The following is a 12,904-nucleotide window of genomic DNA, read 5'->3' on the forward strand; positions in this document are numbered from 1 at the left end:
CCCTGCGCTACGCTCGGGCTTCCTCCCCGCGTGGTGTGATGATGGCCAAGCTCAAGCGCAAGGACTACGACGAACTGCTGCTGCCGCTGCAGCTGGAACTGACCGCGATGGCGCGCTGGGTACAGCACAGCGGGCAACGCCTACTGGTGCTGTTCGAAGGCCGAGATACCGCAGGCAAAGGCGGCGCGATCCAGGCCATCAGCCAGCACCTCAACCCGCGTCAATGCCGGGTGGTGGCACTGCCCAAGCCCACCGACCGCGAAGCCACCCAGTGGTATTTCCAGCGCTATGCCTCGCACCTTCCGGCCGCCGGCGAGATCGTGCTGATGGACCGCAGCTGGTACAACCGTGCCGGCGTGGAGCGGGTGATGGGCTACTGCAGCGAAACCGAGTACCAGCAGTTCCTGCATCAGGCGCCGGTATTCGAGCAACTGCTGGTGGACGACGGCATCCTGCTGTTCAAGTACTGGCTGTGCGTGGATCAGGAACAGCAGGAAAAACGCTTCGCCGAGCGCCACCTCGATCCGCTGAAGGGCTGGAAGCTCTCCCCGGTGGACCTGAAATCCCGCAGCAAGTACAGCGCCTACACCGAGGCCCGCGAGGCGATGCTGCGCGCGACGCATCGCGAGGCAGCACCGTGGACGCTGGTGGATTTCAACGACCAGCGGTTGGGCCGGCTGACGCTGGTGCGCAACCTGCTGGACCGGTTGCCGGACACGCGGGTGGATGCACCGTTGCCGGAGCTGCCGAAGCTGAAGGGCAAGCTGCATCGCGAGCACTACGATGTACTGAAGCCGATCGAGGAGTTCCCGGTCGAAGATTAGGGTTTGTTCGGCAGGGCTGCGCCCTGCACCTGCCGAAGCCGGAGCAACAGCAACAGCAACGGCAACGGCAACAGCAACAGCAACAGCGTGCATTCGGTGGTTTGGCGGGGTGGGTCCGGGTGCGGGGGACGCTGCAAGTCCCCCTCCGGGGCCCGGCCCAGCCGCTGGCGGCTGTGCGTTCGGGCGCTTGCGAAGCAGTGCTTCGCAAGCAAAGCGCCCTCACCCATGTAAGCTCGATCGCCGCATCCATGCGGCTCACGCCCCCGCACCCGGCCCCACGCCGCCTTCGACAGATTTCCGCGATCTGTCGTTGATCCACACCATGCGTGGATGCTCTTCGAATTCAACTCGAAGTATTCGATTTGTCTGGAGAATCATCCACGCATGGCGTGGATCTACCAGACAAGGGGAATCTGTCAGAGGCGGGGCGGTGTCGGAGTGCGGGGTGTCAGCCGCATGGATGCGGCTGCCAAGCCTTATCTGATCGGAATCTGGCAGCGTAGGCGTCGAGAGCCGGCGTGGGCCGCCGTGCGAGCCTAGATCTCGACGATCCGTAACCAGGATCGCGACGATCGCCATGTAGCTTGGCGCCCACGCCGGAATCTCCCTTGATCCGCCCGAACAGTTGCTAGAGCGACCACTCGAAGCGATAAGACTGGGCAAGCGGGGGAGCTCTCGACCCTTCCAGACTATACGGAGTCAGGTGATGAACGGGATCGGGATTGATGTCAGCAAGCGTCAGCTGGATATCGGTACGACGGACGGAGAAACCCTGCAGGTCAGCAACAACCGCTCCGGGTTTTCTGAGCTGGATGTTTGGCTGAAGAAGCGTCCGACCCGCCAGATCGTGCTTGAAGCCACGGGTGGCTATGAGCAGCCGGTGCTGGATTTCCTGCACAAGGCCGGTCATCCGGTGGCCCGTGCCAATGCCTTGCGCGCCCGGAAACTGGCTCAGGGGTTGGGTCAGATTGCCAAAACCGACCGTTTGGATGCCTACGCGTTGGCGCAGATGGCCGCCCTTGTGAAGCTGCCTCCCTATCAGCCGCTGCAGTCTTGGCAGCAGAAGATGCGGGAGTTCGTTCGGGCACGTCGGCAGGCGATAGGCGCCCTGACCATCGCGCGGCAGCAGCAGGAAATGGTGCTTGATCGTGAACTGCGCCGACTACTGCAGGGAAACATCACCCGCCTACAAACGTTGGTTGAGCGTCTGGGCAAGCAGATCGTCGAGCAGGTTGGTCAGCAGCCTCAACTGAAGATGCTGAAGTCGATGAAGGGCGTAGGGCCTGTGCTGCAGGCAGTTCTAGCCAGCTATCTGCCAGAGCTTGGCAGGATCACTGGCAAGCGCATCGCCAGCCTGGTCGGGGTAGCCCCGATGTCCCACGACAGCGGCACGATGAGAGGAAAACGAAGCATCCACGGTGGAAGAGCCGAAATCCGGCAAGTGCTCTACATGGCGGCAATGTCGGCCATGCGGCATGAACCTCGGCTGCGCGATTTTTACCAGTCGCTACGAGCCCGCGGCAAGGAAGGCAAGGTGGCCATCGTGGCAGTGATGCGGAAGATGCTGGTCATCCTCAACGCCCGTGTGCGCGACGCTGAAAGCGGGCTAGTCCCCGCCTGAGGCGAGCCAGGGCGAAAGACCAAAGGCTGCCGGCCAGCGGCCGGCACTACCGTGCCCGTTTACCTGACGGGCCTGAGACTCTCCAGCAACACAGTTGCTACAGGGACGTACTTGCGGCGTCCCCGCACTCCGACACCGCCCCGCCACCACACGGAAATCGCGCTTTGGCTGTTGCTGTTGCCGTTGCTTGAATGTTTCGGCGGGTGCAGGGCGCAGCCCTGCCGATAACCCCTACTTTGCGCTGGCGATCTGCTTTTCGATGTCGGCGGCCGTCACTGGGCCGAGGAAGGTGTGCGCCAGCTTGCCCTGCGGATTCAGCAGATGCGTCAACGGCAGGCCTCGCGGCGTGGCGAAGTCCGCCGGCGGATCGAACGGGTCCACGATCACGATCGGATAGGTCACCGGGTGCTTGGTCAGGAACGACTGCATCTCCGGCACCTCGATATCCTCATAGGCCAGGCCAACCACCTCGATGTTGCTGCGCATCGCATGCAGCGCCGACAGCTCCGGCATCTCCTTGCGGCACGGGGCACACCAGGTCGCCCAGAAATTCACGATCACCCACTTGCCGCGGTGCGCGGCCAGGTCGTAGTCGCTGCCATCCACCGCCTTCATCCTCAGCGTCGGGAACTCGGCAGTGGTGCGCTCGGCCGGGGTCTCTTCGACCGGTGCCGGTGTGGTCGGCGTCGGTGCCTGTGCTGGCGGCTGGCTGCTGGCGGGGGTCGGCTCCTGGGCCGGTTTGCAGGCCGACAGCGCCAGCAACAGGGCCAGCGGGAGCAGCAACGGGGTCTTGCGGGTCATGGCATGTCTCCGGAATCGGTGTAGATATCGCTGACCTTGCGCTTGAGGCGTTCGCGCAGGGGCAGTCGCAGATCGTCCAGTGCCGCCAGCGCAGCACGGCCCAGTGTGTCGTCGCGGTATGGCAGATGCTGCTCGGCTACCGGAATGCGCAGCTGGGTACATTCGTACAGATCGGCCAGGCTGACCTGGTCCAGGTCGCGCGAGAGCAGCCATTCGCCACGTTCATCGCGGCGCAGCAGGCCGATCTCCTGCAGGTTGCAGGCCAGGTCCTGCAGCAGCGAATCGGTCAGCATCGGCTCCAGCCGCAGGATTTCATCATCGGCCAGGCCCTTGCCCTTGGCTCGGGCATGGTGGAAGCGGCCGAGCAGGCGCAGCAGGCCATAGAACTCGTAGCCCTGCGGCAGGCGCAGTTCCACCGGCTGGTAGCGGAAGGCGGCCATCGACGAGGACAGCGACGCGCCCAGCAGCACCGCCACCCAGCACAGGTAGATCCACAGCAGCAGGATCGGCACGAAGGCGACCGTGCCGTAGAGCTTCTGGTAGGACTGGAAGCTGCCCAGGTAGGCGCCGATGCCCCACTTCACCAGTTCCAGGATGACCGCCGCGAGAATCGCGCCGGGCACCGCGTGCCGCCATTTCACGGTGTGGTGCGGCACCACCCGGAACATCAGCGTGATGCAGACGAACTCGATCAGGATCGGCGCCAGCCGCAGCGCGAACTCGGCCAGCCAGCGGCCCTCCTGGGTGCCGAACAGTGGCATCGCGAACACCCGCGCCGACACCGCCAGCGAAGCGGCAGCGAGCATTGCGCCCAGGGTCAGCACGGTCCAGTAGACCAGGAAGCGGGTCAGCTTGGGCCGGGTCGAGCCGACCCGCCAGATCTGGTTGAAGGTCTCTTCAACGCTGTTGAGGGTGATCAGCAACGAGACCACCAGTGCGATGAAGCCGGCGGCGGTGAGCTGGCCGGCACTGGCCGAGAACTGCCGCAGGTAGCCCTCCGCCGCACGCGCGGCGTTGGGCACGAAGTTGGAGAAGACGTAATCGCTGAGCTGGTCACTCCAGCGGTCGAAGACAGGGAAGGCCGAGAGCACGCCGAACACCACGATGGCCAGCGGCACCAGCGCGAACACCGTGGTGTAGGCCAGCGCCGCCGCTGCCTGGAACAGGCGGTCGTCGAGGAAGCGATGCCACAGGAAGCGGCCGAAGCTGATGGCGCGTGCGCGATCCCGCGCGCGCTCCATCCACAGGTTGAGCGTATCCAAAGGTTCCATCGGCGAAAGGGTACCCGATGCGGAATGTTCGCAGGATAGCCATACTGGTGGCCACACGACGAGGAGAAGCGGTCACGATGGGCGAGATTCTGGTGCTGTACTACAGCCGGGGCGGTTCAGTGGCACGGCTGGCGCGCCAGATCGCGCGGGGCATCGGCGAAGTGCCGGGCATGACCGCGCGCCTGCGCACAGTGCCGCCGGTGGCCGCCGTGACCCAGACCGCACAACCTCCGGTCCCCGACGATGGTGCCCCCTACGTGAGCGTGCAGGACCTGGTCGAATGCCAGGGCCTGCTGCTTGGCAGCCCCACCCGCTTCGGCAACATGGCGGCGCCGGTCAAGCATTTCCTGGACGGGCTCGGCGCCGAATGGGTCAACGGCACTCTCTCCGGCAAGCCGGCCGGCGTATTCACCTCCACCGCCTCGATGCATGGCGGCCAGGAATCGACCCTGCTGTCGATGCAGGTGCCGTTGCTGCACCATGGCTGCGTGATCGTCGGCATCCCGTTCACCGAACCGGCGCTGAGTCACACCACCAGTGGCGGCACGCCGTATGGCGCCAGCCACGTCGCCGGCGCCGCCGACGACCCGCAGCCGACCGACGATGAAGCCGTGCTGGCGCGCGCGCTGGGCCGCCGGGTGGCCGACATCGCGCAGCGGTTGGCCCGATGAGCGCCGCGCCGCGCACGGCCCTGCTGCTGGCCCTGATGGGGCTGGCCGCGCTGTTCGCCGGCTGGTTCATCAATGACAAGCACTGGCTGGCCACCCAGCTGGTGTTCACCGCGCCGCCGCTGGCGTTGGCCGTTGCCCTGCGACTGGGCTGGCGCAAGGCCGGTTTCTGGGCCTCGGTGCTGGCCCTGGGCTGGTTCAGCCACGGGGTGATGAGTGCCTGGAGCCACCCGGAAACACGCTGGCTGGCGCTGATCGAGATCGCGCTGGCCCTGCTGGTGATCTTCAGCGCCAGCCTCCCCGGGCTGCGCGCCCGCTTCGGCAAGCGACGCTGACGCTGCGGCCGCCGGGCCGTATCATCTGTGTTCCTGGCCCCGCGCCGCTGCACCTGTCCTGGTTTCGCGCATGCACATGATGGAAGAGCTCCTGGTCGTCACCACCGGTGGCACGATCGACAAGATCTACTTCGACGACAAGTCGGACTACCAGATCGGCGACCCCCAGATCGGCATGATCCTGCGCGAGCTGGGCGTGACGTTCCGCTTCAACGTGATTCCGATCCTGCGCAAGGATTCGCTGCACATCAACGATGAGGACCGCGAGCTGATCCGCGCCACCATCGCCGCGCAGCCGACCCGCCACGTGCTGGTGACCCACGGCACCGATTCGATGGTGCAGACCGGCCAGGTGCTGGCGACGATCCCGGACAAGACCATCGTGATGACCGGCGCGCTGAGCCCGGCGCGTTTCCGCGGCTCGGATGCGGAGTTCAACATCGGCTGCGCGATCGGTGCGGTGCAGTCGCTGCCGAGCGGCGTGTACATCGCGATGAACGGGCGGATTTTCGACCCGCAGCACGTGCGCAAGAACGTGGCCGCGAACCGCTTCGAATCGGTCTGAGGAACAGCGTGCCGACCAAGGTCGGCACCTACCACGACGCGGCGGCTCGCATCACCACGCGTCCCCATGCAAAAACGCCCCGGCCGGAGCCGGGGCGTGCCCATGGAGAGGGGCTTGGGCTCAGTACTGGGCGTTGAGAGTCAGGCCCGAGAAGGTGCTGTAGGCCTTCACCCGCACATACCACGTGCCGGCAGCCGGACTGTTGATGGTGCAGGTCTCGCTGTTGCCGCTCAGGTACGGGCGGCAGGTGTAGGCGGTATCGGTCGGGGCACTGCCCTGGCGCACGTACAGGTCGGCATCACCGCTGCCGCCACTGATCGCCACGCGCAGCTGGGTGCTGCCGGCCGGAACGTTCACGGTGTAACTCAGCGAAGCGCCGCTGGCAGCGCCGAGGCCGGTGACCGGAACGTTGTTCTGTAGGACGTTGCCACCCGGGTTCGGGCCGCCACCGTTGATCGCCGCAGCCACGGCCGCGTCGGCGTCGATGATGCCGGCGCCGCAGCCGCCCGAGCAGGCGCCCGGCAGCGGACGTGCAGTGCTCTTGATGATGCTCTCCACCTGCGCCGGGCTCAGCGGGCTCGGGGCTACGGACTGCATCAGCGCGACCACGCCGGCCACGTGCGGTGCCGCCATCGAGGTGCCGTTGTACGAAGCGTAGCTGGCACTGCCCGGGGTGGTGGTGCCGCTGTTGAGGGTGGACAGGATGCCCTGGCCCGGTGCCGAGATGTCGATGCCGTTGCCATAGTTGGAGAAGCTGGCACGCGCACCGGCCGAGGTGGTGGCCGCCACTGCGATCACGTTCGGGCAGTTGGCCGGCACCGACGAGGACACGTTGGTGTTGCTGTTGCCGGCGGCGACCACCACGGTGGTGCCACGCCCGACAGCGCCATTGATCGCGTTCTGGTAGGTGGTCGAGCAGCTGCCGCCGCCGCCCAGCGAGAGGTTGATGACCTCGGCCGGATTGGCATTGGCCGGCACGCCGCTGACGCTGCCGCCGGACGCCCACACGATCGCGTCGGCAATGTCGGAGGTGTAACCGCCGCACTTGCCGAGCACGCGCACCGGCACGACCTTGGCGTTGAACGCAGTACCTGCCACGCCGGTGCTGTTGTTGGTCACCGCCGCTACCGTGCCGGCCACGTGGGTGCCGTGCCAGCTGGAGTTCGAACCCGGGTAGCCCGCCTGGCACTCGTTGTCGCCGTACCAGTCGCCCTCATCGTTCGGGTTGTTGTCGCGGCCGTTGCCGTCGCGCGCCATCGCCGCATCACTGATGAAGTCGTAGCCCGGCAGGATGTTGGCATTGAGGTCGGCGTGATTGGTGATGCCGGTGTCGATCACCGCCACGACCACACCGGTGCCGGTGGCCTTGTCCCAGGCCGGCCGGATGTTGATGCCGGCATTGGAGGTGCCGAAGCCCCATTGCTCGCTGAAGCGGGTGTCGTTCGGGGTCAGCGTGGCACGCATGATCTGGTCGACTTCAACGTATTCCACGTTCGGGTCGGCGGCCAGCTTGCGCATCAGCTGCTCGGATTCGGCCTGGTCGAGCGGACGATCGGTCTTGACCAGGGTCGGGCCGACGGCCAGCTTGCGGACCTGCTGCAGGCCCAGCGCGCGGCCCTGGCTGCTGGCCAGGCCGGCGGCGGCACTCTTCAGCGAAGAGGCCAGTGCGGTGGTGTTGGCCACCGGCGCGCTGCCGTCGCGGTACTTCACGATGAAACGCTGGTGGGTCTGTGCGGACTGCAGGCCGCTGAGCTGGACATCACCGGCCAGCGCAGGCGTGGCCAGCAGCAGCGATGACAGAACGGACGCACCAAGGACCACCCACACTCGACGCACACGCGGTTGCGTTACCTGGGACATCGTATTTCCCTTTCTTGTGGTGTGAATGCCGGAATCGGCAGAAGCACCGGCCCGAACCCTGGGCTGGCTTGCGTTGGCGAGGTTCGAAGTCCGGCGAGCCAGCGGATCCCCCTAACGATCCGCCGTGCAGATGACGCTAATGACCAAAACCGGACACCACAAGATTTTCAGCGTCTTTTCAGCAAGATGAAATATTCGTTCTGAGACTTTTCGGGTCGAGGGTTTGTGAAGGTGAAGGAACTTTCTCCTGCCCTGCACGCACCTGACTGGGTCATCACGTGTCCTGCGATGACTTTGCCGACATCGGCGTCCACTGCTGACACCAACGACGGCGCAGCGTGCCCGCGGCGTGCCTGCCCATCGCGTCGGACGCGCTGACTACTTTGCCTGCGGGAGGCGCGCCGGCCGGATCCGCTGACCTTTGACCGGCTCGCCGCGTGCAACTGGCTGGTCATCGGCCACATAACCGGAGAACTGTGCCGGGAGCGCTTCGCCGACACCGAACACGGGCCCGGCCTGCAGCTGGTAGTGCAGGTGCGGCTCGGAGGAGTTGCCGCTGTTGCCACAGTCACCGAGGTGCGCGCCGCTGCGGACAGCCTGTCCCTGCGCCACACGCACACTGCCCTGGCGCAGGTGCGCCAGCACCGAGTATTCCTCGTTGCCGTGGTCGAGGATGACGCGGTTGCCGGTGAGCTGGGCGGCATTCATCTGGCCCGGCACGTTGTCGGCGACACCCTCGATCACCTCCACCACCGTGCCGTCGGCGGGCGCGAGGATCGGGCGACCGAAGCAGTAGTAATCATCGTTGCGCAGGCCATCGCCACGGTGCGACCGGCCATCGCGGACCACCAGCAGATCCAGCGCGAAGCGCTGGCCGGCATGGGCCGCATGGTAGTTCTGTTCGACACTGCGCCCGCCCCAGAACACGAAGTACTCATCGTCGAACGGCAGTTGCAGCCGTGTGCGGGTCTGGTAGTCGAGGAACCCGCTCGCTGCGGCCTGCGGCGGCGTGGTCTGTAGCGGGCGGATGTAGAAGCCGCCAATCCGCCCGTCGGCATCGATGGCCCACAGCACCTGGATCAGGTCCGGGCTCCTGGCGAAGCGCGCCTGCCGCAGATAGGTGTCGAATCCATCAACCTTCTCGACCTTCTCACTGACCAGCTCGGTTTCTGCGCCCCAGCCCGCCAGCACCTGCTCGCGCAGCGCCACCAGGTTCTGCGGGGACTGCAGCCCCGCCTGCATCTGCGGCGTCATCCGTTCCCACAGTGCGTCGATGTGCCCTTCGTAGAACTGCGTGGTCAGCGCAGCTCCCTGTTGGCGCGGATCTGCAGCCGCAGCCGCGCCGATGAGGGCAGAGAAGGAAACAACCAGAACTGCAAACAGGCGCGGGAGCAATGTCATGTCAGGCGTCCTTTCGATCCGGATCGGGAATGCCGGCAACGATCGCCGCCAGCTGTGTGCGGTACTCGGCCAGGGCAGTGCGGCCCATCGGCGTCAACTGCAGGGTGGTCAGCGGGCGCTTGCCGCGGAACGACTTGTCGATGGCGACCAGTCCAGCAGCCTCCAGCTTGCTCAGATGGCTGGACAGGTTGCCCTTGCTCAACCCGCTGAGATGTTCGACAAAACCGAACTCGGCGGATTCGGCACCTGCCAGGATCGACAGGATCAGCAGGCGTGCCGGCTCGTGGATCAAGCGGTCGAGCTGGAGCAGCGCTCTGGAGTCAGGCAGCTGGGTCATTCGGCGTTCGTCCGCACCGCCATGAACGCGCGCATCTCTACCTGCAGCCGGTGGAAGCGCTGGTGGTCACGCCAGCCGACCACGATCAGTGCGACGGATGCCAGCGGGAACACCGCCGTGCTCGGGCCGAAGCCATACGTCTGCCCGGTGAAGGCCAGCGCGGCCTGGCACAACAGGAACACGCCCACGATGAACTCCAGCGGTGTACGCAGCCAGCGCCACACCACCCAGGGCAGCAGCGCCACCACGGCCAGGTAACCGATGGCGCGCAGGTCCCAGGGCAGCTCGCCCATCGGCGCCAGCCGGGTCAGCACGCTGCCGATCACCAGCACGCTTACCAGCGCGGTGAAGGCAATGAAGAAGCGCTGGAAATTGCGCTCGGCCGGCGTGACCTGCTCCTCGACCTGGCCCAGCCGCTGGTAGTAACGGCGTGCCAGCCATTGCTTGCCGACGATCCACAGCACCGGCACGGCAATCAGCACGATGCGCAGCGCCAGGGTGGTCGGCAGCAGCGCGCCGGCAAGGAACGAGGCCAGGCAGGCAATGCCGCCTGCCATCGCCGACAGGCCCCCGGCACTTCGCGAGTACCGCGAATATTCACGGGTCAGCGCCTGCAGGCGCGAGGAAGGATCAATGACGGACGGCTGCTGCATGACACGCTCCATCGGGGTCGCTTGAATTTAGTTTGCAGTGCAAACCTATTTGCGTCAAGCGCCCGCCTGCTGCGGTCGACGGGCGGGCCCACAACGCAGAAAGCCCGTCACTGGGACGGGCTTTCAAGAAGCGCCGCCGGGCATGGCCCGGCGCTACCGGTTCAACGCGGGCGATCAGCCCAGCTTGACCAGCCAGTTGTGGCGGTCCGGCAGGCGGCCGTACTGGATGTCGGTCAGTTCCTTGCGCAGCGACATGGTCACTTCGCCGGCCGGTGCGTTGATGTCGCCCACCGAGAAGCCTTCGCCCTTCAGCTGGCCGATCGGGGTGACCACCGCAGCGGTACCGCAGGCGAACACTTCGGCGATCTCGCCCGAGGCCACGCCCTGCTTCCACTCGTCGATGGTGACCTTGCGCTCTTCGACCTTCATGCCGCGGTCGCGGGCCAGCTGCAGGATGCTCTCGCGGGTGATGCCTTCGAGGATGCTGCCGGACAGCTGCGGGGTGACCAGGGTGCCGTCCTTGTAGACCAGGAACACGTTCATGCCACCCAGTTCTTCCAGGTACTTGCCCTCGACCGGGTCGAGGAACAGCACCTGCGAGCAACCCTGTGCCTGTGCCTTCTGCTGCGGCAGCAGCGAGGCGGCGTAGTTGCCACCGCACTTGGCGGCACCGGTGCCACCCTTGGCCGCACGTGCGTATTCGGTCGACAGCCAGATCGACACCGGGGCGACGCCCTTGGCGAAGTACGGGCCGGCCGGGCTGGCGATCACGTAGTAGCCGGCCTTGTGCGCGCCGCGCACGCCGAGGAAAGCTTCGTCGCCGATCATGAACGGACGGAAGTACAGGCTCGACTCATCGGCCGACGGCACCCAGGCGCTGTCGACGGCGATCAGCTGCTTCAGCGATTCGACGAAGATCTCCACCGGCAGTTCCGGCAGCGCCAGGCGCTGCGCCGAACGCTGCAGGCGACGGCCGTTGGCATCCGGGCGGAAGGTCCAGATCGAACCGTCGGCATGGCGGTAGGCCTTGATGCCCTCGAAGATTTCCTGGCCGTAGTGCAGCACGGCCGCGGCCGGGTCCAGCTGCAGCGGGCCATAGGCGCGCACGTTGGCGTTGTGCCAGCCGGTGTCCTTGTCCCAGCGCACTTCCACCATGTGGTCGGTGAAGTGCAGGCCGAAACCCGGCTTCTCCAGGATCTGGGCGCGCTCTTCAGCGCTGCGCGGGTGGTCCGAACGGGTGACGGCGAAGCTGGGAATGGACTGGGACACCGGAGATTTCCTGTTCTGGTTGCGGGTAATGCCCGGCCCGCGTCACTGCGGGCCGTGGGTCAAAGCATGCCGGTCTCGAGCCGGGCCGCCTCGGACATCATGTGCTGGTTCCACGGCGGGTCGAACACCAGGTCGACGTCGGCCTCGGCCACCGTCGGAATCATTTCGAGCTTGCTGCGCACGTCGTCGACCAGGATCTCGCCCATGCCGCAGCCCGGTGCGGTCAGGGTCATCTTCACGTCGATCTCGCGCTTGCCTTCGTCCAGGTGCTTGATCTCGACCTCGTAGACCAGGCCCAGTTCGACGATGTTCACCGGAATTTCCGGATCAAAGCAGGTGCGCAGCTGCTGCCACACCAGCTGTTCCACCTGTTCATCGGTGGCGTCAGCCGGCAGCTCGAGCGGTGCCGGTGCCTCCTTGCCGATGGCGTCGCCGTCCTTGCCGGCGATGCGGAACAGGTTGCCCTCGACGAACACCGAATAACTGCCGCCCAGCGCCTGGGTGATGTACCCATAGCTGCCGGCGGGCAGGGTCACGGTGTCGCCCTGCGGGACCATCACGGCCTCGCAATCGCGTTCGAAGTGGACAGGTTCGCTGCTACGGGAATACATGGGGACCGATATGGGGCCGTGGCCAAGGCCACGCAAGACGGCATTCTAGCCCAGCCGCCCTGCCGCCGCCGGTGCACTGCGGCAAACCACAGTATCCTGTGGGTGATCTTCAGGGAGCTTCGATGTCCTCCAATGCCGCGCGTGCCAGGACCGTGACCTGGCTCTGGCCCATCATGCTGTTGCTGGGTCTGCTTGTTGCTCCCCTCGCCTGGATGATGCTGGCGCTGATGACCGGCCGGCAGGTCGGCTGGATGGCGGTACTGACCGCCCTGGAACTGGTGTTCATGCTGCGCATGGGCACGCTGGGCCCGGGCCGGCTGCGCATCGCCCTGGTCGTGCTGGGCACCGTGCTGGTGGCGGCCGTGGCCAACTGGGCCATCGCCAGCGCGTGGATGGGCGGCTCGATCGGGCTGGACCTGTGGGACGCCACCCTGCGGATGGGCCCGCACCTGGCCTGGACCCTGATCACCCTCACCAATGGCGCGATGGAATGGCTTTGGCTGGCCCTGGGCGTGGCCGTGGGCGCCTGGCTGGCGCGCTGACCCACCGGCAGGTAGTGCCGGCCGCTGGCCGGCAGAAGCGTGCGGACCAAGGTCCGCACCTACCCGACGCAACCACCACGCATGGATTCGGTAGTGCCGGCCGCTGGCCGGCAGAAGCGTGCGGACCAAGGTCCGCACCTACCCGA

The 12,904-nt window shown here is 66.2% G+C and carries 14 protein-coding genes; 6 read left to right on the plus strand and 8 right to left on the minus strand.

Features of this window, described 5'->3' with window-relative positions; translation table 11 throughout:
* Positions 1-41: 41 nt before the first annotated feature.
* A complete protein-coding gene (gene ppk2, locus R1L06_RS18075; protein ID WP_032130438.1) occupies positions 42-824 on the plus strand; it encodes a polyphosphate kinase 2 in 783 nt (260 codons plus the stop codon).
* A 706-nt stretch (positions 825-1,530) separates the two neighbouring features.
* The gene (locus R1L06_RS18080; protein ID WP_317218386.1) at positions 1,531-2,445 is read left to right on the plus strand and encodes an IS110 family RNA-guided transposase; all 915 of its coding nucleotides are present in this window, start codon (positions 1,531-1,533) and stop codon (positions 2,443-2,445) included.
* A 231-nt stretch (positions 2,446-2,676) separates the two neighbouring features.
* Here R1L06_RS18080 and R1L06_RS18085 read toward each other — a convergent pair whose 3' ends face one another.
* Positions 2,677-3,246 carry a TlpA family protein disulfide reductase gene (locus R1L06_RS18085; RefSeq protein WP_317218387.1) on the minus strand — a complete coding sequence of 190 codons (570 nt, stop codon included), beginning with the start codon at positions 3,244-3,246 and terminating at the stop codon, positions 2,677-2,679.
* Positions 3,243-4,517: a YihY family inner membrane protein gene (locus R1L06_RS18090; RefSeq protein ID WP_032130426.1), complete on the minus strand. Its 1,275-nt coding sequence runs from the start codon at positions 4,515-4,517 to the stop codon at positions 3,243-3,245. The genes R1L06_RS18085 and R1L06_RS18090 overlap by 4 nt, the downstream gene beginning before the upstream one ends.
* A 77-nt stretch (positions 4,518-4,594) precedes the next feature.
* On the opposite strand from R1L06_RS18090, the gene wrbA reads away from it, so the two are divergent.
* The 3 genes from wrbA to R1L06_RS18105 all read left to right on the plus strand — a co-directional run bounded on the left by wrbA (position 4,595) and on the right by R1L06_RS18105 (position 6,085).
* Positions 4,595-5,188, plus strand: a complete 594-nt coding sequence (gene wrbA, locus R1L06_RS18095; protein ID WP_012510135.1) for an NAD(P)H:quinone oxidoreductase — start codon at positions 4,595-4,597, stop codon at positions 5,186-5,188.
* Positions 5,185-5,520, plus strand: coding sequence for a DUF2069 domain-containing protein (locus R1L06_RS18100; protein ID WP_049422884.1), 336 nt, complete (start codon positions 5,185-5,187; stop codon positions 5,518-5,520). Before wrbA ends, R1L06_RS18100 begins: the two co-directional genes overlap by 4 nt.
* Before the next feature lie 79 nt (positions 5,521-5,599).
* A complete protein-coding gene (locus tag R1L06_RS18105) occupies positions 5,600-6,085 on the plus strand; it encodes an asparaginase domain-containing protein (RefSeq protein ID WP_032130424.1) in 486 nt (161 codons plus the stop codon).
* A 120-nt stretch (positions 6,086-6,205) separates the two neighbouring features.
* Here R1L06_RS18105 and R1L06_RS18110 read toward each other — a convergent pair whose 3' ends face one another.
* From R1L06_RS18110 to sufT, 6 genes are all read right to left on the minus strand, one after another.
* The gene (locus R1L06_RS18110; protein WP_004144921.1) at positions 6,206-7,945 is read right to left on the minus strand and encodes a S8 family peptidase; all 1,740 of its coding nucleotides are present in this window, start codon (positions 7,943-7,945) and stop codon (positions 6,206-6,208) included.
* Positions 7,946-8,323: 378 nt separating this feature from the next.
* Positions 8,324-9,346 (minus strand): M23 family metallopeptidase, encoded by a 1,023-nt coding sequence (locus tag R1L06_RS18115; RefSeq protein ID WP_317218388.1) that lies wholly within the window; start codon positions 9,344-9,346, stop codon positions 8,324-8,326.
* 1 nt (position 9,347) lies between these two features.
* The gene (locus R1L06_RS18120) at positions 9,348-9,683 is read right to left on the minus strand and encodes a transcriptional regulator (RefSeq protein ID WP_012510131.1); all 336 of its coding nucleotides are present in this window, start codon (positions 9,681-9,683) and stop codon (positions 9,348-9,350) included.
* Positions 9,680-10,336 carry a hypothetical protein gene (locus tag R1L06_RS18125; RefSeq protein WP_317218389.1) on the minus strand — a complete coding sequence of 219 codons (657 nt, stop codon included), beginning with the start codon at positions 10,334-10,336 and terminating at the stop codon, positions 9,680-9,682. The genes R1L06_RS18120 and R1L06_RS18125 overlap by 4 nt, the downstream gene beginning before the upstream one ends.
* Before the next feature lie 174 nt (positions 10,337-10,510).
* Positions 10,511-11,605: a branched-chain amino acid aminotransferase gene (locus R1L06_RS18130; protein WP_317218390.1), complete on the minus strand. Its 1,095-nt coding sequence runs from the start codon at positions 11,603-11,605 to the stop codon at positions 10,511-10,513.
* A gap of 59 nt (positions 11,606-11,664) precedes the next feature.
* Positions 11,665-12,216 carry a putative Fe-S cluster assembly protein SufT gene (sufT, locus tag R1L06_RS18135; RefSeq protein WP_005415385.1) on the minus strand — a complete coding sequence of 184 codons (552 nt, stop codon included), beginning with the start codon at positions 12,214-12,216 and terminating at the stop codon, positions 11,665-11,667.
* A gap of 122 nt (positions 12,217-12,338) precedes the next feature.
* Here sufT and R1L06_RS18140 point away from each other — a divergent pair, with 122 nt between their 5' ends.
* Positions 12,339-12,758: a hypothetical protein gene (locus R1L06_RS18140; protein ID WP_317218391.1), complete on the plus strand. Its 420-nt coding sequence runs from the start codon at positions 12,339-12,341 to the stop codon at positions 12,756-12,758.
* Positions 12,759-12,904: the final 146 nt, after the last annotated feature.

Origin of the sequence: Stenotrophomonas mexicanensis (assembly GCF_032911605.1) — a bacterium.
In the GTDB taxonomy this organism is placed as follows: Bacteria; Pseudomonadota; Gammaproteobacteria; order Xanthomonadales; family Xanthomonadaceae; genus Stenotrophomonas; species Stenotrophomonas maltophilia_A.

What these genes read in the sequence shown, in the direction of transcription:
- ppk2 (WP_032130438.1), top strand. Translation starts at nt 42, where the DNA reads ATGGCCAAGCTCAAGCGCAAGGACTACGACGAACTGCTGCTGCCGCTG.
- R1L06_RS18080 (WP_317218386.1), top strand. Translation starts at nt 1,531, where the DNA reads ATGAACGGGATCGGGATTGATGTCAGCAAGCGTCAGCTGGATATCGGT.
- R1L06_RS18085 (WP_317218387.1), bottom strand. Translation starts at nt 3,246, where the DNA reads ATGACCCGCAAGACCCCGTTGCTGCTCCCGCTGGCCCTGTTGCTGGCG.
- R1L06_RS18090 (WP_032130426.1), bottom strand. Translation starts at nt 4,517, where the DNA reads ATGGAACCTTTGGATACGCTCAACCTGTGGATGGAGCGCGCGCGGGAT.
- wrbA (WP_012510135.1), top strand. Translation starts at nt 4,595, where the DNA reads ATGGGCGAGATTCTGGTGCTGTACTACAGCCGGGGCGGTTCAGTGGCA.
- R1L06_RS18100 (WP_049422884.1), top strand. Translation starts at nt 5,185, where the DNA reads ATGAGCGCCGCGCCGCGCACGGCCCTGCTGCTGGCCCTGATGGGGCTG.
- R1L06_RS18105 (WP_032130424.1), top strand. Translation starts at nt 5,600, where the DNA reads ATGGAAGAGCTCCTGGTCGTCACCACCGGTGGCACGATCGACAAGATC.
- R1L06_RS18110 (WP_004144921.1), bottom strand. Translation starts at nt 7,945, where the DNA reads ATGTCCCAGGTAACGCAACCGCGTGTGCGTCGAGTGTGGGTGGTCCTT.
- R1L06_RS18115 (WP_317218388.1), bottom strand. Translation starts at nt 9,346, where the DNA reads ATGACATTGCTCCCGCGCCTGTTTGCAGTTCTGGTTGTTTCCTTCTCT.
- R1L06_RS18120 (WP_012510131.1), bottom strand. Translation starts at nt 9,683, where the DNA reads ATGACCCAGCTGCCTGACTCCAGAGCGCTGCTCCAGCTCGACCGCTTG.
- R1L06_RS18125 (WP_317218389.1), bottom strand. Translation starts at nt 10,336, where the DNA reads ATGCAGCAGCCGTCCGTCATTGATCCTTCCTCGCGCCTGCAGGCGCTG.
- sufT (WP_005415385.1), bottom strand. Translation starts at nt 12,216, where the DNA reads ATGTATTCCCGTAGCAGCGAACCTGTCCACTTCGAACGCGATTGCGAG.
- R1L06_RS18140 (WP_317218391.1), top strand. Translation starts at nt 12,339, where the DNA reads ATGTCCTCCAATGCCGCGCGTGCCAGGACCGTGACCTGGCTCTGGCCC.